Annotated in this window: 23 protein-coding genes; 7 read left to right on the top strand and 16 right to left on the bottom strand. The window is 66.6% G+C overall.

The window, feature by feature from the left end; translation table 11 throughout:
* Nucleotides 1-51 precede the first annotated feature (51 nt).
* The 5 genes from rdgB (at nt 52) to ntrC (ending at nt 6156) form a co-directional block, all read left to right on the top strand.
* The gene (rdgB, locus tag CAL13_RS10235; RefSeq protein ID WP_086072293.1) at nt 52-678 is read left to right on the top strand and encodes an RdgB/HAM1 family non-canonical purine NTP pyrophosphatase; all 627 of its coding nucleotides are present in this window, start codon (nt 52-54) and stop codon (nt 676-678) included.
* A gap of 21 nt (nt 679-699) precedes the next feature.
* Nucleotides 700-1914 carry a radical SAM family heme chaperone HemW gene (hemW, locus tag CAL13_RS10240; protein ID WP_086072294.1) on the top strand — a complete coding sequence of 405 codons (1215 nt, stop codon included), beginning with the start codon at nt 700-702 and terminating at the stop codon, nt 1912-1914.
* A gap of 162 nt (nt 1915-2076) precedes the next feature.
* The gene (gene glnA / locus CAL13_RS10245; RefSeq protein WP_086057317.1) at nt 2077-3489 is read left to right on the top strand and encodes a type I glutamate--ammonia ligase; all 1413 of its coding nucleotides are present in this window, start codon (nt 2077-2079) and stop codon (nt 3487-3489) included.
* A 130-nt stretch (nt 3490-3619) separates the two neighbouring features.
* Complete coding sequence (gene glnL, locus CAL13_RS10250) at nt 3620-4681, top strand: nitrogen regulation protein NR(II) (RefSeq protein ID WP_086057318.1); 1062 nt, start codon at nt 3620-3622, stop codon at nt 4679-4681.
* Nucleotides 4678-6156 carry a nitrogen regulation protein NR(I) gene (gene ntrC / locus CAL13_RS10255; RefSeq protein ID WP_086072295.1) on the top strand — a complete coding sequence of 493 codons (1479 nt, stop codon included), beginning with the start codon at nt 4678-4680 and terminating at the stop codon, nt 6154-6156. Before glnL ends, ntrC begins: the two co-directional genes overlap by 4 nt.
* A 25-nt stretch (nt 6157-6181) precedes the next feature.
* On the opposite strand, the gene CAL13_RS10260 is transcribed toward ntrC, so the two are convergent.
* The gene (locus CAL13_RS10260; protein ID WP_086072296.1) at nt 6182-7204 is read right to left on the bottom strand and encodes a LysR substrate-binding domain-containing protein; all 1023 of its coding nucleotides are present in this window, start codon (nt 7202-7204) and stop codon (nt 6182-6184) included.
* A 117-nt stretch (nt 7205-7321) separates the two neighbouring features.
* On the opposite strand from CAL13_RS10260, the gene CAL13_RS10265 reads away from it, so the two are divergent.
* Together CAL13_RS10265 and CAL13_RS10270 are read left to right on the top strand one after the other, a co-directional pair.
* On the top strand, nt 7322-8020 hold the full coding sequence (locus CAL13_RS10265; RefSeq protein WP_086072297.1) for a pirin family protein: 699 nt from the start codon (nt 7322-7324) through the stop codon (nt 8018-8020).
* A gap of 122 nt (nt 8021-8142) precedes the next feature.
* The gene (locus CAL13_RS10270) at nt 8143-9069 is read left to right on the top strand and encodes a pirin family protein (RefSeq protein WP_086073593.1); all 927 of its coding nucleotides are present in this window, start codon (nt 8143-8145) and stop codon (nt 9067-9069) included.
* A 98-nt stretch (nt 9070-9167) separates the two neighbouring features.
* Here the strand turns inward: CAL13_RS10270 and CAL13_RS10275 are convergent, their stop codons facing one another.
* The 15 genes from CAL13_RS10275 to CAL13_RS10345 all read right to left on the bottom strand — a co-directional run bounded on the left by CAL13_RS10275 (nt 9168) and on the right by CAL13_RS10345 (nt 25042).
* On the bottom strand, nt 9168-10121 hold the full coding sequence (locus CAL13_RS10275; RefSeq protein ID WP_157664842.1) for a Bug family tripartite tricarboxylate transporter substrate binding protein: 954 nt from the start codon (nt 10119-10121) through the stop codon (nt 9168-9170).
* A 202-nt stretch (nt 10122-10323) separates the two neighbouring features.
* Nucleotides 10324-11256: an NAD(P)-dependent oxidoreductase gene (locus CAL13_RS10280; protein ID WP_086072299.1), complete on the bottom strand. Its 933-nt coding sequence runs from the start codon at nt 11254-11256 to the stop codon at nt 10324-10326.
* A gap of 98 nt (nt 11257-11354) precedes the next feature.
* A complete protein-coding gene (locus CAL13_RS10285; protein ID WP_086072300.1) occupies nt 11355-12398 on the bottom strand; it encodes a Bug family tripartite tricarboxylate transporter substrate binding protein in 1044 nt (347 codons plus the stop codon).
* A gap of 39 nt (nt 12399-12437) precedes the next feature.
* Nucleotides 12438-13916: an aldehyde dehydrogenase gene (locus CAL13_RS10290; protein ID WP_332459904.1), complete on the bottom strand. Its 1479-nt coding sequence runs from the start codon at nt 13914-13916 to the stop codon at nt 12438-12440.
* A gap of 107 nt (nt 13917-14023) precedes the next feature.
* On the bottom strand, nt 14024-14977 hold the full coding sequence (locus CAL13_RS10295; RefSeq protein ID WP_232467804.1) for a LysR substrate-binding domain-containing protein: 954 nt from the start codon (nt 14975-14977) through the stop codon (nt 14024-14026).
* 109 nt (nt 14978-15086) lie between these two features.
* Nucleotides 15087-16490 carry an MmgE/PrpD family protein gene (locus CAL13_RS10300; protein WP_086072303.1) on the bottom strand — a complete coding sequence of 468 codons (1404 nt, stop codon included), beginning with the start codon at nt 16488-16490 and terminating at the stop codon, nt 15087-15089.
* Nucleotides 16491-16530: 40 nt separating this feature from the next.
* Nucleotides 16531-17337: an N-acyl homoserine lactonase family protein gene (locus CAL13_RS10305; protein WP_086072304.1), complete on the bottom strand. Its 807-nt coding sequence runs from the start codon at nt 17335-17337 to the stop codon at nt 16531-16533.
* Between the two features lie 22 nt (nt 17338-17359).
* Nucleotides 17360-18073, bottom strand: a complete 714-nt coding sequence (locus CAL13_RS10310) for an ABC transporter ATP-binding protein (protein ID WP_086072305.1) — start codon at nt 18071-18073, stop codon at nt 17360-17362.
* On the bottom strand, nt 18060-18839 hold the full coding sequence (locus tag CAL13_RS10315; RefSeq protein ID WP_086072306.1) for an ABC transporter ATP-binding protein: 780 nt from the start codon (nt 18837-18839) through the stop codon (nt 18060-18062). The genes CAL13_RS10310 and CAL13_RS10315 overlap by 14 nt, the downstream gene beginning before the upstream one ends.
* Nucleotides 18836-19831, bottom strand: a complete 996-nt coding sequence (locus CAL13_RS10320; protein ID WP_086072307.1) for a branched-chain amino acid ABC transporter permease — start codon at nt 19829-19831, stop codon at nt 18836-18838. The genes CAL13_RS10315 and CAL13_RS10320 overlap by 4 nt, the downstream gene beginning before the upstream one ends.
* A gap of 2 nt (nt 19832-19833) precedes the next feature.
* Nucleotides 19834-20703 (bottom strand): branched-chain amino acid ABC transporter permease, encoded by an 870-nt coding sequence (locus tag CAL13_RS10325; protein WP_086072308.1) that lies wholly within the window; start codon nt 20701-20703, stop codon nt 19834-19836.
* A gap of 7 nt (nt 20704-20710) precedes the next feature.
* Nucleotides 20711-21904, bottom strand: coding sequence for an ABC transporter substrate-binding protein (locus tag CAL13_RS10330; protein WP_086072309.1), 1194 nt, complete (start codon nt 21902-21904; stop codon nt 20711-20713).
* 70 nt (nt 21905-21974) lie between these two features.
* The gene (locus tag CAL13_RS10335; protein WP_086072310.1) at nt 21975-22298 is read right to left on the bottom strand and encodes a DUF4387 domain-containing protein; all 324 of its coding nucleotides are present in this window, start codon (nt 22296-22298) and stop codon (nt 21975-21977) included.
* Between the two features lie 8 nt (nt 22299-22306).
* Entirely contained in the window at nt 22307-23671 is a 1365-nt protein-coding gene (locus tag CAL13_RS10340) for an acyclic terpene utilization AtuA family protein (protein WP_232467805.1), read from the bottom strand.
* A 9-nt stretch (nt 23672-23680) separates the two neighbouring features.
* The gene (locus CAL13_RS10345; RefSeq protein WP_086072311.1) at nt 23681-25042 is read right to left on the bottom strand and encodes an LLM class flavin-dependent oxidoreductase; all 1362 of its coding nucleotides are present in this window, start codon (nt 25040-25042) and stop codon (nt 23681-23683) included.
* Nucleotides 25043-25078 lie beyond the last annotated feature (36 nt).

The raw sequence follows: 25078 nt of genomic DNA on the forward strand, positions 1-25078 counted from the left end.
CGTCCGGCCTCAGCGGTTTGCGCCTGGCGCGGCATCCTTCGTTACACCGTCATGAATGTTTCCTCCCGCCGGCCTCTGGGCCGCGTCGTGCTTGCCTCCGGCAACGCCGGCAAGCTGCGCGAGTTCGCCGCGCTTTTCGATCCATTGGAGATTGAACTGATTCCGCAGGGCCAGCTCGGCGTCCCCGAGGCGCCCGAGCCCCATGGAACGTTTGTCGAGAATGCGCTGGAAAAAGCCCGTCATGCCAGCCGCCTGACCGGGCTGCCCGCGCTGGCCGACGATTCCGGGCTGTGCGTCGATGCGCTGGGCGGCGCCCCGGGGGTCTATTCGGCCCGCTACGCCAGCCTGAAGGGGGGCGAGAAATCGGACGCCGCGAACAATGCGCGCCTGATCGCCGAGCTGCGGGACCATGCAGACCGGCGCGCGTGCTACGTGGCCGTGCTGGTGCTGGTCCGGTCGGCCGACGATCCGCGCCCCCTGATCGGCGAAGGCGTGTGGGATGGCGAGATCGTGGACACGCCGCGCGGCGAGCACGGTTTCGGCTACGACCCGTATTTCCTGTTGCCGGATCTGGGCCGCACTGCCGCCGAACTGGCGCCAGCGGAGAAGAATGCCGTCAGCCATCGCGCCCGCGCCCTGCGCGAACTGCTGGCAAAACTGGACGGCGGGGCGCGCTGACGGCCTGGGCCGGGGTTCATCATGCCGATCACCATTCCTATCCGGCACGCCGCGGCCTCGGCGGTCCCGGCGCCGCGCGGCGCTTCCGGCCTGGCCAGCCTGCCGCCGCTGTCGCTCTATGTGCACGTGCCGTGGTGCGTGCGCAAGTGTCCGTACTGCGACTTCAATTCGCACGCCGCCGCCGGCGAAATTCCCGAACGGGCCTATCTTGACGCGCTGCGCGCCGATCTTGAACAGGCGCTGCCCGCCATCTGGGGGCGTCAGGTCTTCACGGTATTCATCGGCGGCGGTACGCCGAGCCTGCTGTCCGCAGCAGGCCTGGACGAGCTGCTCGCCATGCTGCGCGCCTACCTGAATCTGTGGCCGGACGCCGAGATCACGATGGAGGCCAATCCCGGCACCGCGGAAGCCGGCCGTTTCCGCGACTACGCCGCGAGCGGGGTGAACCGCTTGTCGCTCGGCATCCAGAGCTTCGACGATGCGCAGTTGCGCGCGCTGGGGCGGATCCACGACGCCGGCCAGGCCCGGCGCGCGATCGCCATGGCGCAGGCCGCCGTCCCGCGCGTCAACCTGGATCTGATGTTCGCCTTGCCCGGCCAGTCGCTGGAGGCGTGCGAGGCGGACGTGCGGGAAGCCTTGTCATACGGCACCGAGCATCTGTCGCTGTATCACCTGACGCTGGAGCCGAACACGGTCTTTGCCAAGTACCCGCCCGAGGTGCCCGATGACGACACGGCGGCGTCCATGCAGGACCGGGTAGAGGCGCTGGCCGCGGAAGCCGGCCTGCTGCGCTACGAAGTCTCGGCCTACGCACGCGCCGGCGCGCGCTGCCGCCACAACCTGAACTACTGGGAATTCGGCGACTACCTGGGCATCGGTCCTGGCGCCCACGGCAAGCTTTCGTTCCACGACCGCATCGTGCGCGAGGCGCGCACCCGCAACCCCGAGCGCTGGATGGCCGCGGCCCTGGCCCGGGACGGTTCGCACATTGCCGAATCGCGCCAGGTCGGCGCCGATGAGCTGCCTTTCGAATTCATGCTCAATGCGCTGCGCCTGAAGGACGGGGTTCCGGCGACGCATTTCGCCGAGCGCACGGGGCTGTCGCTGGCCACGATCGCGCACCAATTGGAGGCGGCGGTCAACAAGGGCCTGCTGGATCCGGACCCGACCCGGCTGCGCGCCACGCCCCAGGGTTGGGCGTTCCTGAACGACCTGCAAGCACTGTTTCTGCGCTGATGCACCAAGTTGGAACGGCGCAGCCCCAGAAAATGCACTATAACGGTGCGCAAGCGCGTATTCACCCTTCGGGATTCCCAGGGGAAAATGTGGCATGGATGTTGCTTCTAATGCCAGTGCCAGTCGAGTTGCAGCACTCGACCTTTATTCAACGGAGATGACATGGCAAGCCCACAAGAAGTCCTGAAACAGATTGCTGAGAACGAGGTCAAGTTCGTCGACTTCCGGTTCACCGATACCGCCGGCCGCGAGCACCACGTCTCGGTGCCGGCCCGCACGGTCGATGAAGACAAGTTCGAAAGCGGCCATGCTTTCGACGGTTCGTCGATCCCTGGCTGGAAGGGCATCGAAGCGTCCGACATGCTGCTGATTCCCGACGCCGACACCGCCCGTATCGATCCGTTCATGGAAGAGACGACGCTGGTCATCACCTGCGACGTCGTCGAACCCTCGGACATGAAGGGCTATTCCCGCGATCCCCGTTCGCTCGCCAAGCGCGCCGAGGCCTATCTGAAGTCCTCCGGTATCGGCGACACCGCCTACTTCGGTCCGGAGCCCGAATTCTTCGTGTTCGACGGCGTGACGTGGAACACCGACATGTCGGGCACCTTCGTGAAGATCAAGTCGGAAGAGGCCCCCTGGTCCACCGGCACGGAATTCGAAGGCGGCAACATGGGCCACCGCCCCCTGATCAAGGGCGGGTACTTCCCCGTGCCGCCGGTCGATTCCTTCCAGGACATGCGTTCGGAAATGTGCCTGCTGCTGGAGCAGCAGGGCGTGCCCGTCGAAGTGCACCACCATGAGGTGGCCGCCCCGGGCCAGCTCGAGATCGGCACCCAGTTCAGCACGCTGGTCAAGCGCGCCGACTGGAACCAGATCATGAAGTACGTGATCCGCAACGTGGCGCATGCCTACGGCAAGACGGCGACCTTCATGCCCAAGCCCGTGGTCGGCGACAACGGTTCCGGCATGCACGTGCACCAGTCGATCTGGAAGGACGGCCAGAACCTGTTCGCGGGCAACGGCTACGCCGGCCTGTCGGAGTTCGCGCTGTACTACATCGGCGGCATCATCAAGCACGCCCGCGCCCTGAACGCCATCACCAACCCCGGCACGAACTCGTACAAGCGCCTGGTGCCGCACTTCGAGGCGCCGGTCAAGCTGGCGTACTCGGCGCGCAACCGCTCGGCGTCGATCCGCATTCCGTACGTCGGCAACCCCAAGGCCCGCCGTATCGAGACCCGCTTCCCGGATCCCCTGGCCAACCCGTACCTGTGTTTCTCGGCCCTGATGATGGCCGGCCTGGACGGCGTGCAGAACAAGATCCATCCGGGCGACCCGGCCGACAAGAACCTGTACGACCTGCCGCCGGAAGAGGACGCCAAGATCCCGACCGTCTGCGCGTCGCTCGAGCAGGCCCTGGAAGCGCTGGACAAGGATCGCGAGTTCCTGACCCGCGGCGGCGTCTTCACCGACGACATGCTCGATGGCTACCTGGCCCTGAAGGAGCAGGAAGTGCAGCGTCTGCGCATGACGACGCACCCGGTCGAGTTCGACATGTATTACAGCCTGTGATTCACGGCTGATTTCCCGGGTGCAGCGGGGGCTTGCCGGCGGTGAAGGAAGCTTTGCTTCCTTTGCGCCGGCGGGTCCCACGGGCGGACCGGGTTGCCGGTCCGCCTACCAACCGCCCCGGGTGACAACGATGAATGTGGATGCCTTCGATCTGCTCGCGACAGCGGTTCTACTGGTCAACGAGCAGGGGTTTGTCGTACATGCCAACGCGGCGGCCGAAGATTTGTTCAGCCGGTCGCGCCGCCAGTTGATGGGGCAGGCGGCCGCTGGCTTGTTCGACGACCGCGAGGCGCTGCAGTCTTCCATCGACCAGGCCAACGCCGGCAACTTCGCCGACGCCCGCCAGCTCGCTTCGCTGCGGCGGGGCGCGGAATCGGTCAGCGTGGCAGTCACCACCGTCGCGCTGATGGGCCAGGAATGGCCGGTTCTGATCGAAGCCCGCGAAATCGAGCAGCGCGTGCTGGCCGATCGCAATCACCGTCTGTTCGACGAGATCGAAACCCATCGGCAATTGCTGCGCAATCTGGCCCACGAGGTCAAGAATCCGCTCGGCGGACTGCGCGGAGCGGCCCAACTGCTGGAAGGCGAGCTGCCTGACCCGGCGCTGGCCGAATACACCCAGGTCATCATTTCGGAGGCCGATCGCCTGCAGGCGCTGGTCGACCGCCTGATCGGACCGCAGCGCGTGCCGCTGCACGCGCGACCGGTCAATATCCATGAAATCTGCGAACGCGTCGGCGCGCTGATCCAGGCCGAATTCCGCGACGCCGTAGCGATCGTGCGCGACTACGACGCCTCGATGCCGGACCTTCAGGGGGACGCTGCGCGCCTCATGCAGGCCGTCCTCAACGTCGCACGCAACGCGGCGCAGGAACTGTCCATGCAAGGCGCGGGCGAAGACGTGCCGCCGCCGCAGATCGTGCTGCGCACCCGTGTCGCGCGGCGCGTGATGCTGGCGCACCGGCAGCATCGCCTGGCGGCTGTGCTTTCCATTATCGACAACGGACCCGGCGTGCCGGAACATATCCGGGACCGCATCTTCCATCCGCTGGTTACCGCGCGCCCCGGCGGCACGGGTCTGGGCCTGAGCCTGGCGCAGGACTTCGTGCAACAGCACGGCGGCATCATCGAATTCGAATCACGACCCAGGCACACCGAGTTCCGCCTGGTATTGCCGATGGACACCGCATGAAACCCGTATGGATCGTAGACGACGACCAGGCCATCCGCTGGGTGCTTGAAAAAGCCCTGGCGCGGGCCGGCATGAATACGCGAAGCTTCTCCGAGGCCGGCGACGTAATGGCCGCGCTGCAGACGGAGACGCCGGCGGTGCTGGTTTCCGATATCCGGATGCCGGGCGGCAACGGCCTGGACCTGCTGCGCCAGATCAAGGAGCGTCATGCGGCCTTGCCGGTCATCGTGATGACGGCCTTCGCCGACCTGGACAGCACGGTTTCCGCCTTTCAGGGCGGGGCCTTCGATTACCTGGCCAAGCCGTTCGACGTCAACGAGGCGGTAGCCCTGATCCAGCGCGCCGCTCATGAGTCGGCTGATTCGCAGGCCGGCGAGGCGGCGGCCGCCCCGGGCGAAAACGGCTCCGAGCGCTGGATGATGACCCAGTCCGCATCGCCGGCGATGCAGGAGATTTTCCGCGCGATCGGCCGGCTGGCGCAGTCCAAGGTGACGGTGCTCATTACGGGCGAGTCGGGCACCGGCAAGGAGCTGGTGGCCCGCGCGCTGCATGGTCACGGCGCGCGCGCCAACGGCCCCTTCGTCGCCCTGAACGCGGCGGCGATACCGCGCGATCTGCTGGAAGCGGAATTGTTCGGCCACGAGCGGGGCGCATTCACGGGCGCCAATACCTTGCGGCGCGGCCGCTTCGAGGAAGCCCACGGCGGTACGTTGTTCCTGGACGAAATCGGCGATATGCCGATCGAATTGCAGACGCGCCTGCTGCGCGTGCTGGCCGAAGGCAGCTTCTACCGCGTGGGCGGCGCGCAGCCCGTGCGGGTGGACGTGCGCATCGTGGCGGCTACGCACCAGCCGCTGGAGCAACGCGTGGAGCAGGGGCTGTTCCGCGAAGACCTGTTCCACCGCCTGAACGTGATCCGTCTGCGCTTGCCGCCGCTGCGCGAGCGCGTGGAAGACATTCCCGCCCTGGCGCAGCATTTCCTGACGCAGAGCGCGCGGCAGCTGGGCGTGCCGGTCAAGCGGCTGACGCCCGAGGCGCTGGCGGCGCTGACGCGCTTCGACTTTCCGGGCAATGTGCGCCAGCTGGAGAACTTCTGCCACTGGCTGACGGTGATGGCGCCGGGCCAGACCATCGAACCCGCCGATCTGCCGCCCGAAATCCGCGCCATGGATCACCAGGGCAGCCAGGCCGTCGCGCGCCCGTCCGGACAATCGGCGGGGCCGGCGGGGGAATCGGGCACGGCGGCTTCGCCCGGCGAGAACTGGCAGGAGTCGCTACTGCGCGACGCGCAGCACCGGCTGGACCGCGGCGAGCCCGCCATTATGGCGACGCTGACGCGGCAATTCGAGCGCATCCTGCTGCAGAGCGCGCTGGAGGCCAGCCGCGGCCGGCGCGTGGAGGCCGCTTCCCGTCTGGGTATCGGCCGCAATACCATTACGCGCAAGCTGCGCGACCTGGGCATCGACGACGAGTGACGCAGCGCGGCCGGCAGCCGCGCGTTCAGGCGCCTTGACGCCGCCGGTCGGCGCCGCGCCCGCGCGACCGGTCCGCCGGCAGGCTGTCCGCTCGCGCTTCCTCGGCCCACGGGCTGTCCGTCAGGCAGGCGCGCAGGCGCTCGGATTCCAGCTTCCTGATCCACCACTTCAGCGCTTCGCCGCGTGCGGGCGCGCGCCAGGCACAGACCTGCCGCTCGCAGATTTCGCCATCGCGGGTGGCCTTTTCCACCAGCAGGCCCTGGTCCAGATAGGGCCTGGCCAGAATGCGAGGCACGTACCCGCAACCGACGCCGCGGATCTGCGCATCGATCTTGGCCTGCATCGTCGGCATGACCACGCGCTCCTGCATGTCGAGCAGGCCGCGCGTCAACGGTGCCAGGGCGCGCGAGGTGTCGGCCACCACGACCGCGCAGTACGCGCCGATGTCCTCGGGCGTCAGCGGGCGGTCGATGGACGCCAGGGGGTGGTGCGGCGCCACGCAAAAGGCCAGCCGCACTTCGCCGAGCGGCCTGGCGGCAAAGCGGCCGCCCGGCGCGTGGGCGGCGTCGCCGCCGATCAGCAGGTCGGCCCGCCCGCTGGTCAGCGCGTCCCAGGCCCCGCTCAGCACCTCATGCGAGAAACGCAGCTTGGTGCCGCTGCCCAGCTGCTGGAATTCTTCGATCAGGTCATGCAGCGGCGGCCAGGGCAGCACGCCGTTCACGGCGATGCGCAGTTCCGGCTCCCAGCCCGTGGCGATGCGGCGCACGCGCCGGGTCAGGTCCTCCAGCGACTTGAGCAGGATCCGTCCGTCCTCCAGCAGCGCCTCGCCCGCGGGCGTCAGCACGGCGCGATGGCCGCTGCGGTCGAAAAGCAGCACGTCCAGCCGGTCTTCCAGGTTGCGTATGGTGTAGGTGACCGCCGAGGGCACCTTGCCGAGTTCGCGCGCCGCCTTGGCGAAGCTGCCGTGGCGCGCGATCGCGTCCACGAGCAGGAGCAATTCGGGGGTCAGCAATGCGTCGGTGGCCGACGCCGGGTGGGATTTGGGCATGGGTACGCGGCGGGCATTCAAATTTCTTGAATGATGTCTTCAATACGGCGGGTCCGCAAGGGCGGCGCGCCGGCGCAGAATGACGTTCATCGACAACATCGACCGGGAGCCAACAACATGCTTACCCTGCGCCGCAGTGAAGAACGCGGATACGCCGACCACGGCTGGCTCAAGAGCCACCATACGTTTTCCTTCGCCAACTACTACGATCCCCGCCACATGGGTTTCGGTCCGCTGCGCGTGATCAACGACGACCTGATCGCCGCCGGCCGCGGCTTCGGCACGCACGGCCATCGGGATATGGAAATCATTACCTATGTGTTGGACGGCGCGGTCGCGCACAAGGACAGCATGGGCAATGGCTCGACCATCCGCCCGGGCGACGTGCAGCGGATGAGCGCGGGACGCGGCGTGCTGCATTCGGAGTTCAACCCTCAGCCGGACCACGGCACGCACCTGCTGCAAATCTGGATCGAGCCCAATGTGACGGGTATCGATCCCAGCTACGAAGAGAAGCGCTTCGAGGAAGCCGACAAGCGCGGCCGCCTGCGCCTGGTGGCGTCGCCGGATGCGCGGGACGGTTCGGTCCTGATCCATCAGGATGCGCGCCTGTATGCGGGCTTGTTCGACGGCGATGAAAGGGCGGCGCTCGCGCTGGATGCCGGCCGGCGTGCGTGGATCCATGTCGCCCGCGGCAAGGTGACCGTAAACGGCAAGGCGCTGGTGGCCGGCGACGCGGTGGCCGTGGAAGAGGAAAAGGAAATCGTGCTGGAACAAGGCGAAGGCGCCGAAGTCCTGGTTTTCGATTTACCGTGATGATTGGTCTGCGTCCGCCTGCATTCGCGGGCGGGCGCCGGGCGCCTGCGCCGCCGTCGCCGAACGCCCAGGCCGATTGAAAACGTCCCATGCTCGTCCACCGCAATCCCAGGGAGCACACCATGTCCCAGCTCACACCGCCGCTTCCTTCGTCCGTCGAATCCGTGGTGATTCCGCGCACCAGCGATATCGGCAACTTCGAGGTGCGGCGCGCGTTGCCGTCGCGCGAACGCCGTACCGTGGGACCGTTCGTTTTCCTGGATGAAATGGGCCCGGCCATGCTTGCGGCCGGCGCCGGCATCGACGTGCGTCCGCATCCGCACATCGGCCTATCCACTGTGACGTACCTGTATGAAGGCGCCATCGTGCACCGCGACGGCGCGGGCAATGTGCGCACCATTCTGCCAGGCGAGGTCAACTGGATGACGGCGGGCCGCGGCATCGTGCATTCCGAGCGTTCGTCAGTCGAGAGCCGCACCCGGGCGCAGCCGCTGGCCGGATTGCAGTCCTGGGTGGCGCTGCCGGCCAGCCACGAGGAAACCGATCCCGGCTTCGTGCACTACGACCGCGACGCGCAGGCGGTGATGGAAGGCGAGGGTGTCCGGGCGCAGATCGTGGCGGGTTCGCTGTTCGGACGAACGTCGTCCGTGCGCACGCTGTCGCCGCTGTTCCTGGGCGACGTCGCGCTGAACGCCGGCGCGCGCCTGCAGCTGGACGCGGAATATGAGGAACGGGCCGCTTATATCGCGCGCGGCGAAGTGGAGATCGACGGCCAGCGCTTCGGATCCGGCCGTTTGATCGTGTTCGCACCGCGCAAGCCGGTGACGCTGAAGGCCTCGTCGGCAGCGCGCGTGGCGGTACTGGGCGGCGAACCGCTGGATGGTCCCCGCTACCTGTGGTGGAATTTCGTATCGAGCCGCCGCGACCGCATCGAGCAGGCGCGCGAGGACTGGGTGCGCAACCGTTTCGGCCAGACCGTGCCGGAAGACACCACGGAGTTCATTCCCGCACCCGCATGGGCGCCACTTGCGCCCATGCCCGCGCGCTAGAACGCCGCGGATGTAAGCCATATCGGACGCGCCGCCACAAAGATGCGCCAGCAGAAAAGCCCCGCGCCGGTTGATCCGGGCGGGGCTGCTTGGTTTTGTCACTCCGGTTGTATGCCGGCGGCCTTTACCATGCGCGCCCACTTGTCGGTTTCCAGCTGGCCGAAGCGGGCCAGTTCTTCCGGACCGGCAGGATAGGGAATCAGGCCGGCCTTTGCCAGGCGGGCCTTGGTTTCTGGGCTGTCCATGCCTTTGATCAATACCTTGGCCAGGGTGTCGACAATCTGCGGCGGCGTCTTCGCGGGCGCGTACACGCCATACCAGCCGAGCAGCTCATAGCCTTGCAGGGTATCGCCCAAGGGCGGTACGCCGGGGAATTGCTGCAACGGTTGGCCGCTGGTCACGGCAAGTGCGCGCAGCTTGCCGGCCGCGACCTGGGGCCCGGCATTGGTTGTGTCGATAATGCCGAAGTCCAGCCGGTGGCCCAGCATGTCGACGACCATCTGCGGCACGCTGGTGTAGGGCACGGCCACGGTGTCCATCTTCGAGGTGTACGTCATCATCGCCGCCGCGGCCTGGTTCGCGGCGTTGGCGTAGCCCCAGTTCAACTTGCCGGGATGCTGGTGGCCGTAGTCGATCAAGGCTTGCGGCGTATCGACGGGCAGGTCCGCCCGGGCGACCAGAACAAAGGGCACCGCCCCGATGCGCGCCACTGCCTGCAGGTCGGTCAAGGGCTTGTACGGGACCGATTTCAGCAGAAAGGGCGCCGCGGCGATCGACGTATTGCTGCCGATCAGCAAGGTATAGCCGTCGGGCTTGGCGCGGGCCACCTCGGAGGCGCCGATGGTGGATTGCGCTCCCGGACGGTTTTCGACCACGAAGGACTGGTGCAGGCCTTCGCTGAGCACCCGCGCGGCCTCGCGGCCGATCAGGTCCGTGGAAGAGCCGGCCGCGAAGGGGACGACCACCTTCACCGGCCCGGCGGGATAGGTCTGGGCTTGGACGGCGGGCGCAATAGCCAGCGCCAGCACACAGAACAGGGTTTTCATACGCATCGTTGTCTCCATCTTCGTCGCCGAAAAAATGCGCGAGCTGTCCCTGGCCTTCGTCGTCGGAAGACCCATTGCGGCGTTTTCTTGAGCCGCGAGACCGGGTTATTTGTTCGGTTTGCCTATCCGGCTTGGCTTATCCGCTCGCTACTTATGCCGCTGCGTGCCCGGCGCCACGCTTATGCCGGCCAGCGCTTGGCGCGCAAATTCATGCCGCGGCCGCCGTGCCGCTCGCCGCTACCGTGGGGCCCGTCGCCGCGACCTTGACCCGGCCGTCGATCAGCTGGATGACGGCCGGATGGTAGTTCTGCGCGTAGCCCGCATCGCGCGTGTGGCACAGCATGTCGTACGTGTATTGCGCAATGCGCGGCTGGAAGCCGCCTTCCTTGGCCAGCGCCAGCGCCAGGCTGGCGTCCTTGATCGCATAGACCGTCGGGAAGACCTTTTCGGGGAACTGGTCTTTCACCAGCGATTTCATGCCATGGTTGCGCAGCGCGAAGCTGTCGCCCGATCCCTGGGACAGCAGCTGCAGCAGCTTCTCGCCATCCATGCCGGCGCGGCGGCCGATGGTCAAGACTTCCGACAAGGCATTCACCGTCATGAAGACCATCATGTTGTTCAGGATCTTCAGAATCTGTCCGCTGCCCAGCGGGCCGCAATGCAGCACGTCCGAACCCATGCAGTCCAGCAAGGGCTTGAGCGCCGTGAAATCCCGCTCATCGCCGCCGACGCTGATCATCAGCGTACCTTTCTGCGCGGCTTCCGCGGTTCGCGCCACCGGCGCGTCCACATAGGCCACGCCCGCCGCGTTGACTTCGCGCGCCAGTGCGCGCGTCCTGGCCACGTCGCTGGTGCTCATGTCCACGATCATGCGCGGCTTGGCGGATGCGCCCAGCATCTGCCGCGTCACCGTTTCGACCTGATCTATGGACGGCAGCGACAGGAAGACCACGTCGGCGTTCTCGGCCACGCTGCGCGCGGACTTCGCGGCGATGCCGCCGGTTTCGACCACGCGGCCGACCGCGTCGTTGTTCATGTCGAAGACGTGCACCGGCAGCGCGGATTTGCGCACGAGGTTCTTGCACATGGGCTCGCCCATCACTCCCAGGCCGACAAAGCCGAGACTCTTGTAGTCATGCATGATTGACCTTCCGTTCTATGGATATGGATCGCTGTGCGGCGATTGCCGAGTACGCGTCCCCCAGGGATCCCGATGCCGGGATCGCCCCGGGATGACGTTCAGTCATCGACCTTGATGTTGGCCTTGGATATCAGGTTGCGGTACTGGGCCAATTGGCCGGCCTGAAACTTGGCGAATTCGGCGGGGGTGGAGGCAATCGGCATGAAGGAGATTGCCGCCAGCCGCTTGGCCACAGCGGGATCTTTCAAGGCCTGGTCCACCGCCTGATACAGCCGATCGACGATGGGTTGCGGCGTGCCGGCCGGCGCCCAAAGGCCATACCAGCTGGGCATGTCGTAGTCCGGGAATCCGCTTTCGGCCACGGTCGGCAGGTCTGGCAGCGAGGGCAGACGCTGCGCGCTGGTTACGGCCAGCGCGCGCAGGCGGCCCGATTCGACGTGGGGATAGGCCGAAGCCATCGGTTCGATCATGGCGGTGACGTGGCCGCCCATCACGTCCACCAGGGCCGGTCCGCCGCCCTTGTACGGGATGACCGGCATTTTGATATCGGCCTGGACGTTGACGAGTTCGCAGGCCAGGTGTCCGGCCGCGCCGAAGGCGGCGGTCGCCCAGGTCAGTTCGCCCGGACGCTTGCGCGCGTCATTGACCAGGTCCGCCACGGTCTTGTATGGGCTGTCTTTTTTCACCACCACGATCTGCGGCAGCGCGCCGATCTCGCTGATGGGAACGAAGTCCTTGATCGGGTCGTAGGTGGCGGTGCGCAGCAGCACCGGATTGGCGACCTGCAGCGAGGCGTTCAGCAGAATGGTATAGCCGTTCGGCTTGGCCTGCCTGACGTGCTGCGCCCCGATCACGCTGTTGGCTCCACCGCGGTTCTCGACCACGAGGCGTTGGCCCAGCGATGCTTCGAGCCGTGGCGCGATGACGCGCGCGACGGTGTCCACCGATCCGCCCGGCGGGAAGGGAACCACCAGATAGATGGGCTCGGACGGGTAATCGGCCGGGGCAGCGGCGGCGGCGCCGGTGCCCACCACCGCCGCCATGCAAGCCGCGGCGATCAGGGCGCGCCGTGTCGCGCCGGGCCTTGCCGCGCCGTCGCGGCCGCGCCGCACGGATTCGCGGCCGTTTCGTTCCTGCTTCATGTTTGTCTCCTCTCGTCTTGTTATGGACCTCTGCCGGGGTCAGGTCCGGATCGCGAAGGGATCGCGAACCTCGGTGGAATAGTCGATCATCACGTTGCGCGTGGTCAGGTATTCGCGCAGCCCGGCCTCGCCGCGCTCGCGCCCGATGCCGGATTCCTTGAAGCCCCCAAATGGCGCCTGTGCAGCCAACGCGCGATAGGTGTTTACCCAGACGGAGCCCGCCTGCATGGCGCGCGATACTCGCATGGCGCGCGACAGGTCGCGCGTCCACAGGCCCGCGGCCAGGCCATAGCGGCTGGCGTTCGCCAGCCGGATGGCTTCATCCTCGGTGTCGAAAGGGATGATGGCCAGCACCGGCCCGAATATCTCTTCCTGGGCGAGCTGGCTGGCGTTGTCCACGTCGGTGAAGATGGTGGGCTGAATGAAATAGCCGGATTGCAGCCCAGGCCCTTCGGCGCGGGCGCCGCCGGTGACCAGCCGCGCACCCTGCGACCGGGCCTGTTCGATGGCCGCCAGGATGCGGCGGAATTGCGGTTCGTTGGCGACGGTGCCCATTTCGGTCGCCGGATCCAGCGGATCGCCCATGCGTATTTGCGCGGCGCGCGCCGACAAGCGTTGCGTGACCTCGTCCAGCACCCCGCGCTGCACCAGCAAGCGCGAGCCCGCCACGCAGGTCTGGCCGGTGGCGCCAAAGATGCCCGCCAGGGCGCCGACCACGGCGCGGTCCAGATCCGCGTCATCGAAAACAATGTTGGGAGACTTGCCGCCCAGTTCGAGCTTGACGGGGACCAGGCGCCGGCCGGCCATGGCCGCGATCTCCCGTCCCACCCCAGGACTGCCGGTGAAGCTGACGAGGTTGACGCCTGGATCCTCGACCAAGGCGCGCCCGGTTTCGGCGCCGCCGGTCACGACGTTGAAGACGCCTGGGGGAAACCCGGCTTCTTCCACCAGGGAGGCGAATTCCAGCGTGGACGCGGATGCGTGCTCCGACGGCTTGACCACGACGCAATTGCCGGCCGCCAGTGCCGGGGCCAACTTGTTGGCCAGCAAGGCCAGGGGCGAATTCCATGCGGTGATGAGGGCCGCGACGCCGTAGGGTTCCAGGGACAGGTAGTCCAGCACATCGGCCTGGTCCACCGGCACCTGCTGTCCGAAAAGCTTGTCGGCATAGCCCGCGAAATAGCGCAGCTGGCGTCCCACCCACAGCATTTGCGGGCGGGTTTCGCGGATGATCTTGCCGTTGTCGGTGCTTTCGATGCGCGACATGCGGTCCGCATCGCGCTCGATCAGCCCGGCCAGCTTGATCATCAGCGCGGCGCGCTTGATGCCGGCGGTATGGCGCCATTCATGTTCGAAGGCGCGGTTGGCGGCGGCGACGGCCCGCGCCACATCGTGCTGGTCCGCATCGGGGATTTCGGCCCACACTTCACCGGTATAGGGATTGGTGCTGGGCAGCATGCGGCCGGCGGCGGGCGCGACGCGGCGCCCCTCCATGTACAGCTGGTACTTCTGGATCACATTCGTCTCCTGATATTGAGGCGGCTTGGCGTGGCGCTTGCGCCTTGGCCACCGGCCTTGCCGCATCGAGGCAGCCCAGGAAGTGTAGGGATCCGGAATTCGTGGGTCTAATACTGTTTCTGACCTTCAGTTATAGGGAAACGCCGCGCTTCAGGCGCCGTGCCGCAAGCCCGGGCGGCGCCGTCGGGATGCAGCTTGGGAAAGATCTGGCGGGCGATTTTCAGCGTCAGTTCGGAAGCATGCTTCTCGCTCCAGATCGCTTCCATATGCACCTTGCCGGCGGTGGGCGGAAGGTCGCGGAAGCACACGCCGGGATAGGCGCTGGCGGCATACGAGCGCGGCACCAGGGCGACGCCGAATCCCAGCCGCACCATCTGGAAAATCGTCAACGGGCTGCGCGCCGTGTGCTTGAAGGATGGGCTGAATCCGGCTTCGTAGCACGACGCCACGATGGCGTCGAACACGGCGGGACCGTGTTCGCGCGACAGCGCGATCATGGGCTCGTCAGCCAGCGCGGCCAACTGGAAGTCGGGCAAGCCCGCAAGGCGATGGCCTTCAGGCAGTACGGCCATATAGTGCTCGCGGAACAGGGGCGCATGCATCAGCTTGTCACGGTCGGGCTGGCGATGCACCAGGCCGATGTCCAGCAACCCATGGCTGACCGCGGACACCTGGTCCTGGGACTGCATGTCGCGCACCGATACTTCCACGTTCGGAAACGACGCCTTCACCATGGACATCAGGACAGGCAGCACATGGAAGAGGGCGGAGGTCGCGACACCCAGGCGCAGGGTGCCGGCGTCGCTTTGCGCGGCGCGCATCGTGGCCCCTACGGCCGTGCGCATCTGGTTCAGGATGAGCCGGCTCTCGCGCAGGAACACGGCGCCCGCGTCGGTCAGCGTTACTTCGCGGCGCGTCCGGTTGAACAGCCGCGTGCCGAGCTCTTCTTCGAGTAGTTTGATGTGCTGCGAGAGCGGTGGCTGCGATATGTGCAGGCGCTCGGCCGCGCGGCTGAAACTGAGTTCTTCCGCCACCATGACGAAGTAGCGGAGTTGCTTCATGTCCATGTTGTCTCGCTTCCAGTCCCTGTCCGGCCGGGCGCGGGCGGCATCCCTGCCGTCTTATCGTTGTCGTGAGGACCGCAGGATAGCCGGACTGGCACCGGCCCTGTCAAGCCAGCGCACGGGCGATTTCGCGTACCGGCGTATCGGGCCGGGCCGAGAGCAACGCGTCCAATACCTGTTGGGTGCGGGACTCGGAAAGCACCAGGGCCGTATTGCCGCGGAACTTGGCCAGGATGTCGTCCAGGTCCAGGGCGCGCTCGCCGCTGCCCAGGTTCATCGGGATGTGGTGATGCACGCGGCCGCCGTCGGTCTTGTGCACCGTCACCGCGCCGGAAAAATACTTCGGGAAGCTGGTGTCGGCCTGTTTCACGCAGTCCACCTTGGCCGCCAGGGCCAGGATTTGCGGATCGGCAAGGCTGGCGTCCTCCAGCTCCAGCAGCGTGAAGCGGCCCCGTGCGAGGCAGGCGGCCACCACGAAGTGCGCGCTGAACTTGGCCTCGTAGTCGGATCGGGGTATCCGTTTGGCGGAGGGGGGTTCCGCGACGATGGGCAGGGTGGCTTCGGGCAGCTCGCAGACGATGCGTTCGATCCGGTCCGGGTCGGGCAGCTGCGCGCGCAGGGAGAGCGCGGCTTCGGCGCAGCCGTGGATGAAGTGGCATACCGGATATGGCTTGATGGACGTGTCCAGCAGCGTCCAATCCTGGCCCAATCCCAGCAGCACGGATTCGGGATCCACCTGGCCCGCCCGTTCCTGCATATGTGTGTCGAACAAGGCAAACTTGCCCTCATAGGGCCGGTCCGGACCGTGGAAGCCGGCCTGCGCCAGTTGTGCCGCGGTGATGCCCGCCAGCGCGCCCCAACCGGGATGCATGCGCTTGGTCCAGGCTCCGGTTTCCAGGAAGACCTGCACGCCCGACGCGGTGCTGGCGGCGATGCCCTGGGCCGCCACGATCTGGTCGACGGACAGTCCGAGCAGCTTGCCCGCGATCACGGCAGAGCTGAAATGCGACACGATGCCGGTGGCGTGGAAACCCGTGTGGTGAAAGCCGCCCTTGACGGCGCGGCCGATGCGGATGGCGGTTTCCATCCCGGCCGCATACGCCGCCAGCAGTTCTCCCCAGGTCGCGCCGGCGGACTCGCCCACCGCCAGGGCGGCGGGCAGGCAAGCCACGGTCGGGTGCACGATGCTGCCCGGGTGCGTGTCATCGAAGTCCAGGCCATGGATGAGGTAGCCATTGGACAGTGCGGCATCGCGCGGCTGCAGTCCTTCCGCGCTACCGATTACGGTGGACGCGCCGGGCGCGCCGGCGGCGCGGAATCCCGCCAGGCCCGGCGCCGCGAAAGGGAAGTGGCGGGATGCGAAAGCCAGGCCGATGGCGTCCACGATGTGGTGTTGCGATTTGCGTTTCACCGCGTCGGGCAGGTCTTGGTGGCGCAGGCCGTGGGCGAATTGGGCGATGGCGCGGGCCAGGTTGGCGGAAGGCTGCGGCAGGACGGAGGCGCTATGCATGGATTTCTCTACTATGCGGGGCAGATGTCAGGACGGACGATCAGGCGGGTGTCGGTTCGCGGTGCAGGCAGGCGATTTCCACGGGAAGATCCGGCAGGCGGGGGTAGCGCGCCAGCACCAGCGGGTCATGACCGGGGACGAAGTGGTCGACGGATGCGGCGCTCTTGAGCAACCTGGCATGGCCGGTCAGCATCGCTTCGACGTCGACCACGACCGGGAAGGGGATGCGGCGCGTCACGTTGGCGTAGTAGTGCGCCGCGTCGGAAGCCAATACCACCCAGCCTCTTGCGGTGTGCACGCGTACCGCCTGCAGGCCCTTGGTGTGGCCGCCCACGTGCAGCAGCTCGATGCCGGGCGCCAGGACGTCGTCGCCATCGTGGAAGCAGACGCGCTCTTCGTACACGCGGCGCACGAAGTCGCATACGTCTTCGACGGCGAAGGCCCGGCGCAGCGCCGGCTGGCACATGCACCGGCCGGTGGCGAACGATGCTTCGGCATCCTGGACATGGAAGGTGGCGTTCGGCAATTTGTCCAGATTGCCGGCATGGTCCCAGTGCAGGTGCGTGATCACCACGTCGCGGATGTCGGCCGGATCGACATCGAGATGCCGCAGGGCTTCGATGGGGCAGATGTCCAGCGGGCGCCTGCGTTCGGTGGCGCTGCGGTCGCCGAAGCCGGTGTCCACCAGGATGGCCTTGCGCCCGTCGCGGATGAGCCAGACGAAGAAATCCATATCGACGGCGCCGTCGTGTTCATCGCGGAAGATGAAGTTTTCCGACGCGCGGCGCTGCATGCGGGCGAAGCGCAGCGCATAGACCTCGTATTGGGGTAGCTGGTTGGTTTGCATGGAGTGTCCTGCGGATAAGGGTTCAGGCGCCAAGATAGGACTTGCGCACAAGATCGTCGGCCAGCAGTTCCGCGCCCGTCCCGTGACGGACGACGCGGCCCTGCTCCAGCACATAGGCGTGGTGCGACAGTTGCAAGGCCAGGTTGGCGTTCTGTTCGACCAGGATGATGGACAGGCCGGTCTCGCGGTTCAGCTTCTGTATGGCGTGGGCGATCTCGGCGATGATCTTCGGCGCCAGGCCCAGCGAGGGCTCGTCCAGCATCAAGAGTTTGGGCCGCGCCATCAGCGCGCGGCCGATGGCCACCATCTGCTGTTCGCCGCCAGACAGCGAGCCTGCCAGCTGACGGCGGCGTTCCGCCACGCGCGGGAAGAGGGCATAGACTTCGTCCACGGCGCGCTGGCGTGTCGTGGCGCATCGTATGGTGTGCGCGCCCACCTGCAGGTTTTCCAGCACGGTCATGCGCGGGAACAGGCGCCGTCCTTCCGGCGAGAGCGAGATGCCCCGCGCCACGCGCGCGGCCGCCGGCATGTGAGTCACGGCCTCGCCGTTCCAGGCCAGCGTGCCGCGTTCCAGCTGCTTCAACCCCATCAGTCCCTTCAGCGTGGAAGTCTTGCCCGCGCCGTTCGAACCGACCAGCGCGACGATCTCGCCCTTGCCGACCGTGAGCGAAACATCGTGCACTGCCTGCAGTGGCCCGTACCGCACGGCGATTCCCTTGGCCTCAAGAGTGTGCATAGTCAGGCGCTCCAAGATAGGCTTCGATGACGTCCGGGTTGGCGCGGATTTCGTCGGGCGTGCCTTCGGCGATCTTGCGACCCTGCACCAGAACGACGATGCGATGGCACAGCCCCATGACGAGCGCCATGTGGTGTTCGACCAGCAGCATGGGCAGCTTGCGCTGCTGCTGCAGCTGCTTGAGCATGCGGCCGAATTCGGCGCATTCCTCTCCGTTCAATCCGGCGGCCGGCTCGTCCATCAGCAGCAGGGCGGGCCGCGTGGCGATGCCGATGGCCACGCCCAGCTTCTTCTGGTATCCGTAGGCCAGGCTGCCGGCGGGCGTGTCGCGGTACGCGGACAAGCCGGTCAGTTCGAGGATTTCCTCGACATGCCGGGCGATGCCGGCCAGCGAGCGGCGCAGCCCGGGCGTCACGAGGCCATGGGTCCAAATGCTGCCCGGCAGGGTCGACAGCGCGCCGCGATACAGGTTTTCCGCGACGGTGGCGGCCGGATAGACCGAGGTCGACTGGAAAGTTCGCGCCAGGCCGTGACGGACCACCTCGCTGGGCGGCAGGCCGGTGATGTCGCGGTCCCGCAGTACGACGCTGCCCGCGCTGGGCCGCGTCGCGCCGCTGATCAGGTTGAAGGCGGTACTTTTGCCGGCGCCGTTCGGCCCGATGATGCCGACCACTTCATCGGGGCCGACGTCGAAGGAGAGATCCGAGACGGCGCTGAGACCGCCGAAGCGCTTGCTCAATCCGCGCACCTGCAGGATGGGTTTCATGGGCGCTCCCCGGCTTTGTTCGCGCGCCCGGCCAGGCTGGCCAGGCCGCCCGGCAGGAAGCGCAGCATGAGTATGAGCGCGACGCCGTAGAAGATGTTCTGGCTTTCGACTGCCCCGCGGAACAGCTCCGGCAATGGCGTCATGACGAGTGCGCCGATCAGCGGTCCCAGCAACGCCTTGCGGCCGCCCACCACCATGATGATGATCAGCGTCACCGACAGGTGCATGTTGAAGGACTCGGGCGAGATGAAGCCCTGGTAATGGGCCGTCAGGGCGCCGCCCAGGCCCGCCAGGGCGCTGGCCAGCGTGAAGGCGAAGAGCTGGGTGCCGCGTACGCTGATGCCGCTCGCCTCTGCCAGCTTGGCGTTTTCGCCGACAGAGTCGATGGCATGGCCGGCCGGCGACCGGTACAGCGCGTGCAGCAGCATCAGCACGATTGCGACCGCTGTCAGCGCCAGGCCGTAGAAGGCGTATTTCTCGTTCAGGTCCACGCCGAACAGCCGGGCGGGGACGATATCGGGGATGCCGTTGGCGCCGCCGGTGATATCGGCCCACTCCAGCAGCACCAGGCGGACGAGTTCGCCGAACGCGAAGGTCACCAGTACGAAGTAGACGCCGGTCAAGCGCAGCATGATGGCGCCCAGCAGCCATGCCGTCAGGCCCGCCGTCGCCATGGCGGCCAGCACGCCCACCGGAAAGGGCAGGCCCAGGCCCATCACCGCCAGCACCGCCATATACGCGCCCACGCCGACGAAGGCGCCATGGCACAGGGAGAGCTGGCCGGCACGGGCCAGCAGCGACAGTCCGCTGACCGTGATCGTGTTGATGCAGACCATGATCGCAAGGTGCAGATAGAAGGGGTCGCGCAGCGCCAGCGGCGCGATCGCCAGCACGGCAAGCGCCAGGCCGCCCGCCCAGGTCCTGGCGGCCGTGCGGGCGCAGGCGCCGCGCTGGGGCCGCAACGGCGGAACGAAGACTTTGGTGTCGTTCATGGTCAGGCCTCCGCGCGTCCGAGCAGGCCGGAAGGCCGCACCAGCAGCATGGCGATCACCAGGGCGAAGACCAGGATGTCCGCGATGCTGTTGCTCATGAAGGTGCCGGCCACGCTTTCGACGATGCCCAGCATCAGGCTGGCCAGCGCCGCGCCCGGGATACTGCCCAGCCCGCCGAGGATGACCACGATGAAAGCCTTCAGCAAGGGCGTGGCGCCCACGAAGGGCGACACCGAAAACAGCGGCGCCATCAGCGCCCCCGCGACGGCGGCCAGTCCGACCCCGATGCCGAAGCCCAGCGGGTACATGACGCGAGCGCGTATGCCCTGCGCGGTGGCGATCTCCATATCCTGCACGACCGCGCGCAGCGCGCGGCCGGTTCGGGAGTGGCCGATGAACAGATAGAGCCCCAGCAACACGAGCACCGAGAAGACCACCACATAAAGCCGCGACATCGGCAGGGCGACGCCGCCCAGGAAGACCGCGCCCTCCGCGACCGACGGCATGACCTGCGTTTCCGGCCCGTACAGCATGAGGGCGCCGGTCTGCAGGACCATGGCCAGGCCGATGGTGGCGATCATGCCGTTCAGCTCGTCATGGCGGAAGGGCTTGAGCACGACCTCCTCGACCAGCCACCCCAGGATGAGGGCCACCACGAAGGCCAGCCCCACCGCCGCGACGAAGGGCAGCTCCCATCGGGTCACGAAGAAATAGGACGCGAAGGCGCCCACCATGTAGAACTCCCCATGGGCGAAATTGACGATACGCATTACGCCGAAAACCATGGTGAAGCCCACCGCCATCAGCAGATACAGCAGGCCGATGATGACGCCGTTGACCAGCGCCTGGATAAGAAGGGTCGAGAGGCTCATACAGGGCTCACTGCTTGGCGTCTTCGCAAGCCTGGACATTGCAGACGGCGCGCACGACTTCCACGCCGTTCCTGATTTCCGAGACGAAGAAGGGCGCATCCATTTGATGGTTGATGCCGTACTTGTCCTTGCCGGTCCAGTTCAGGGTGCCCTGGATGCCCTTGTAGTCCTTGATGCGTTCGAGTTCCTCTCGGACGCGCTGCGTGTCGGTGACGGTGCCTGCCTTCTGCATGGCGACGAACAGCATGTGCGTGCCGTCATAGAAGGCGGGGCTGAACCCGTTCATCTTCCTTTTGTACTTGTCCTGGTAGCGCTTGGCGTAGGCGTTCACCGCTTGGTTGCCGGAGTCGGTCAGCGAGCTGACCATGACGCCCTCTGCCGCCTTGCCGGCCACCGCGACGATTTCCGGCGTGCCCGGACCGCCATTGCGTACGATGGGGCCCTTGAAGCCGAGTTCGCGCGCCTGCTTGACGATCAGGCCGGCCATGTCCGGCGGGTCGCCGTTCAGGTCGATGGCGTCGATGCCGGAAGCCATCATGCGGGTCAGCAGGGGCACCATATCCACCCGTCCGCGTTCGAAGGTTTCCTTAGACGACAGCGCGGCGCCCGCCTTGGTGTAGGCCCTGTCCAGGTCGCCGGACATCTGCTGTCCGGTTTCATCGTTGGGGAACATGGCGCCGACTTTCTTCAGCTTGAAATGCTTCACCATCCAGGCGACGGCGGGATACGAGGTTTCCTCGGTGGTCAGGTTGGGGCGGAAGGAATAGGGCTTTTCCGGGCTCAGGGCCTTGGCGGTAAAGCCGAGCGCCAGGACGATGATCTTGTTGCGCTCGGTGATGGGCTGCACGGCCAGCGTGGGCGCCGAGCCCATGGGGCCGATGATGTACTTGACCTTGTCGTCCGTGACCAGGCGGTTGGCCGCGGTGACGGCCTCGCCGGACTGGTATTTGTCGTCGTAGGGGATGACGACGACCTTGTAGCGCTTGCCGCCGACCTCCAGGCCGCCCTGACTGTTGACGTCGTCCGCGGCGAACTGCGCGGCGTAGAGCATGGCCTGGCCCCATGCCGCGCCGGGGCCCGAAAGCGTCACCAGGGCGCCTATCTTCAGCTCGTCCTGGGCCTGCGCCTGGGCGGTGAAGGGGAAGAGCAGGGCAGCGGGCAGTATTGCGGCGGGCAGCAGGGCCCGGATGATGCGTTTCATCGTTGTCTCCTCGGTTTATGTAGGTATTGAGGCCGCCGCTCACGTGGGCGGCTCTTGGCGCCTGGCGCCGCTATGCCGCGATGTCCAGCGGAATTTCGATATCGAGCAGGGGCGCGTGCTGCTGGGCGCCGTAGATGTCGGTGTCGCCCACCGCGCCCGATGGAATGCGACGGGCAAAGGTGGCCTTCCATGCCAATGCCGGCGGGTACTCGGTGAACAACACGTCCTTCGGATCCACGCCATAGAGCGACGCGATCAGTTCGGCGGTGATCACGCCGGTTTCCCGCACCCGCTCGAATAGCGCGGCGTTGTCGAACATGATGTCCAGCGTGATGTAGAAGGGTCCCGCGTTCTTGCTCTTGCAGGCCTTGGCGATGTGCTTGAGTTTGACCATGGCGGCTCCTAGACCTGTTCGTAGCGGATGGGGAACATGCGCAACGGATCGTCGATTTCGATGACGTGATGCAGCATGAACTCGTAGATGGGACCGCGTTCGATATCCGACGGCGAGAAGGGGAAGGCCATGTTTCCTTCGCGGCACATGCGCCCGGGGAAATCGGAATGCAGCAGCGTCACCCGTGCCAGCGCCAGCGCCGCATTGGCGACGTCCTGGCTGCGGGCCACGACCTCCGCAATGATCGCGACCTCGGTCGGTGCGTCGTCCGGGTGCGGTTCCCAGTCACCCATGACGCCGTCGCGGCCATACAGGCGCAGCACCAGCTGATAGTCTTCCGGCGCGATGCCCAGCGCCCTGACCTTGGTGGCAGTCGACTCGCGCACGAAGGCCATGAAACTGTCGAGCTGGCCGATCAAGCCGGGGTCGCGGGTGGCGGCGATGGCGATGGCGCTGTAGCCGGCCTGCCGTGCGCCTTCCAGCTTGATGGTGTAGGGCCGTTCGAGCCAGCGCATGCCCGTGATTCGCACGCGGCGGTCGGTCAAGGCTTCGATGCGGCATTCGCTGGAATCGACCACGCCGCCCGGCTCGTGGCGGATGACGGGGCTGGCGTTTTCGTGCAGCGCCTGGACGGCCACGGAAAGCGGCGTGCAGCGCAGCTCCGGGTTCAGCGGCTCTGTTTCGACGTAGTCCTCGCCCACAGTCACCATCAGGCAATCGTGCTTCTTCGGGATGGCGGCGTTGCAGGCGCATTCCAGAATCTTGCCGGCGTACCAGGCCGGCGCGGGCGGCAGGCCGTGGTGCATGGCCAGCGCCGCCCAGGGCGCGGGATCGGTGCCGCGTCCGCCCAGGATGACCTGGGCGCCTGCCTCCAGGGCCGCAAGGTAGGGCTCGGGCCCCATCATGCCGACGATGCGTACGGCCCCTTCGATATCGGCCGCCGTCACCTGCGCGGCATTGCCAAGCGGCTTGATACGGCCGGCCTCCAGCTGCTCCAGCAGGAATGCCTTGTCCTGCTCCGCTTCGATCAAGGCCATCTTGAAGTGCAGACCATGTTCGGCGGCGACTTCACGGATGATGTCGGCGCAGGCCGTCAGGTGCGGCGCGCCGCCGGCGCCCCCGCAGGTGCCGACCATCATGGGGATGCCGTTGGCGATGGCGCCGCGCAGCAGCAGCCCCAGGTCGCGCTTCATGGCCAGGCGCGAGTTCAGCGTCTTGCCCGAGCCCAGATAGTGCGGACCGGGATCGCTGCTACCGCCGTCCACGCCTATCATGTCCGGCTTCAGCGCCAGGGCGGCGTTCAGCGAGGCTTCCGGGAAGCCGTAGCCGAGGATGCCGCTGGCCGACATCATGCGCACGCTCTTGCGGGTCATGGCGTCTCCTCAGGCGCGGCCGCGCCAATCGCCGGCGCGCGGCTTGTGGATGCCGAGGTTGCCGCGCAGCGTGGTGTCGGCGTATTCCTTGCGGAACAGGCCGCGCTTCTGCAATTCCGGCACGACCAGGCGCACGATGTCCTCGTAGGTGCCGGGCACCGAGGTGCCGGACAGCACGAAGCCGTCGCAGGCGGTCTTGAACCATTCCTCCATCTGGTCTGCCACCTGTTTGCCGGTGCCGCAGAACACCGGGCCATCGTTGAGCGTGCCGCGGCCGGATGCTTCGACGAAGTCCTTGACCGAAGGATTGCGCTTGCCGCTGACCTGCACGACCTTGTCGCGCAGGCTTTGCCAGGACACCGCCGCCAGTTCTTCGTCGGTGAACGGTTGTTCGTAGGGCCGGCCGGAGAAATCGATGTTCAGGGTTTCCCCGATCATGGTCAGGCCGTCGATAGGGCGGGACAGGCTGGCCACCAGGTCGCGCTGTTCGCGCGCCAGGCTTTCCGTCTCGGCCACGATGATCTTTACTTCGGCGGCGATCTTGGTGCCGTCGGGGTCGCGTCCGGCATTGGCCACGCCATCCTTCAGCGCCTGGTACTGCTTCTTGCCGTTTTCGAGCGTCGGGTACTTGGCGAAGACGACTTCCGCCCAACGCGCGGCGAAGGCCAGACCGCGGCCGCTCTGGCCCGCCTGCAGGATCACCGGATGCCCTTGCGGCGACCGCGGAACACTGAGCGGACCGCGCGAATTGAAGAAGCGCCCCTTGTGGTCCAGGCGCGTGACCAGGTCGGGGTCGGCGAAGTAATTGTTTTCCTTGTCGGCGACGATGGCGCCTTCCTTCCAGGTGTCCCAGTGGCCCATCACCACTTCCATGAACTCGTCGGCGCGGTCGTAGCGCAGGTCATGTTCCAGGTGTCCGGCATGCCCGAAGTTGGCAGCCTCGGAATCGTTCATCGAAGTCACCACGTTCCAGGCGACGCGGCCCTTGGACATCAGGTCCAGCGTGGCGAACAGGCGCGCCACGTGGAAGGGTTCGTAGTATGTGGTGGAGTAGGTGGCGCCCAGGCCCAGGCGCGATGTCGCCATGGCCATGGCCATCATCACCGACGTGGGCTCCAGCTTGATCGCGCGCACGCCGTGCTTGACGGTATCGCGATGGCTTGCGCCGTAGATGTCGGGCATCGCGAGACGATCATCGAAGAAAGCCATATCGAATTTGCCGTCTTCCAGCGTGCGCGCGATGCGCTGGTAGTACTCCGGCGAGAGGTAATCGGTCATGCTTGACGGATGTCGCCAGGAGCCCACATAGTTCGTGCAATTCTGGGCCTGGAGGAATGCGACCAGGGTCATTTGGCGTTGCGGCTTGGTCATGTCGGGGCTCGATCGGGTGCGTGAAGGATGACGAAA

Origin of the sequence: Bordetella genomosp. 9, from assembly GCF_002119725.1 — a bacterium.
GTDB lineage: Bacteria > Pseudomonadota > Gammaproteobacteria > Burkholderiales > Burkholderiaceae_B > Bordetella_C.

Excerpts from the sequence above, each read along its gene's own strand:
- CAL13_RS10275 (WP_157664842.1), bottom strand. The coding sequence starts at position 10,121 with ATGCGTATGAAAACCCTGTTCTGTGTGCTGGCGCTGGCTATTGCGCCC.
- CAL13_RS10310 (WP_086072305.1), bottom strand. The coding sequence starts at position 18,073 with ATGCACACTCTTGAGGCCAAGGGAATCGCCGTGCGGTACGGGCCACTG.
- CAL13_RS10345 (WP_086072311.1), bottom strand. The coding sequence starts at position 25,042 with ATGACCAAGCCGCAACGCCAAATGACCCTGGTCGCATTCCTCCAGGCC.
- rdgB (WP_086072293.1), top strand. The coding sequence starts at position 52 with ATGAATGTTTCCTCCCGCCGGCCTCTGGGCCGCGTCGTGCTTGCCTCC.
- CAL13_RS10270 (WP_086073593.1), top strand. The coding sequence starts at position 8,143 with ATGTCCCAGCTCACACCGCCGCTTCCTTCGTCCGTCGAATCCGTGGTG.
- ntrC (WP_086072295.1), top strand. The coding sequence starts at position 4,678 with ATGAAACCCGTATGGATCGTAGACGACGACCAGGCCATCCGCTGGGTG.
- CAL13_RS10260 (WP_086072296.1), bottom strand. The coding sequence starts at position 7,204 with ATGCCCAAATCCCACCCGGCGTCGGCCACCGACGCATTGCTGACCCCC.
- CAL13_RS10280 (WP_086072299.1), bottom strand. The coding sequence starts at position 11,256 with ATGCATGACTACAAGAGTCTCGGCTTTGTCGGCCTGGGAGTGATGGGC.
- CAL13_RS10305 (WP_086072304.1), bottom strand. The coding sequence starts at position 17,337 with ATGCAAACCAACCAGCTACCCCAATACGAGGTCTATGCGCTGCGCTTC.
- CAL13_RS10340 (WP_232467805.1), bottom strand. The coding sequence starts at position 23,671 with ATGACCCGCAAGAGCGTGCGCATGATGTCGGCCAGCGGCATCCTCGGC.
- hemW (WP_086072294.1), top strand. The coding sequence starts at position 700 with ATGCCGATCACCATTCCTATCCGGCACGCCGCGGCCTCGGCGGTCCCG.
- CAL13_RS10300 (WP_086072303.1), bottom strand. The coding sequence starts at position 16,490 with ATGCATAGCGCCTCCGTCCTGCCGCAGCCTTCCGCCAACCTGGCCCGC.
- glnA (WP_086057317.1), top strand. The coding sequence starts at position 2,077 with ATGGCAAGCCCACAAGAAGTCCTGAAACAGATTGCTGAGAACGAGGTC.
- CAL13_RS10285 (WP_086072300.1), bottom strand. The coding sequence starts at position 12,398 with ATGAAGCAGGAACGAAACGGCCGCGAATCCGTGCGGCGCGGCCGCGAC.
- CAL13_RS10325 (WP_086072308.1), bottom strand. The coding sequence starts at position 20,703 with ATGAGCCTCTCGACCCTTCTTATCCAGGCGCTGGTCAACGGCGTCATC.
- CAL13_RS10320 (WP_086072307.1), bottom strand. The coding sequence starts at position 19,831 with ATGAACGACACCAAAGTCTTCGTTCCGCCGTTGCGGCCCCAGCGCGGC.
- CAL13_RS10315 (WP_086072306.1), bottom strand. The coding sequence starts at position 18,839 with ATGAAACCCATCCTGCAGGTGCGCGGATTGAGCAAGCGCTTCGGCGGT.
- CAL13_RS10295 (WP_232467804.1), bottom strand. The coding sequence starts at position 14,977 with ATGAAGCAACTCCGCTACTTCGTCATGGTGGCGGAAGAACTCAGTTTC.
- glnL (WP_086057318.1), top strand. The coding sequence starts at position 3,620 with ATGAATGTGGATGCCTTCGATCTGCTCGCGACAGCGGTTCTACTGGTC.
- CAL13_RS10335 (WP_086072310.1), bottom strand. The coding sequence starts at position 22,298 with ATGGTCAAACTCAAGCACATCGCCAAGGCCTGCAAGAGCAAGAACGCG.
- CAL13_RS10330 (WP_086072309.1), bottom strand. The coding sequence starts at position 21,904 with ATGAAACGCATCATCCGGGCCCTGCTGCCCGCCGCAATACTGCCCGCT.
- CAL13_RS10265 (WP_086072297.1), top strand. The coding sequence starts at position 7,322 with ATGCTTACCCTGCGCCGCAGTGAAGAACGCGGATACGCCGACCACGGC.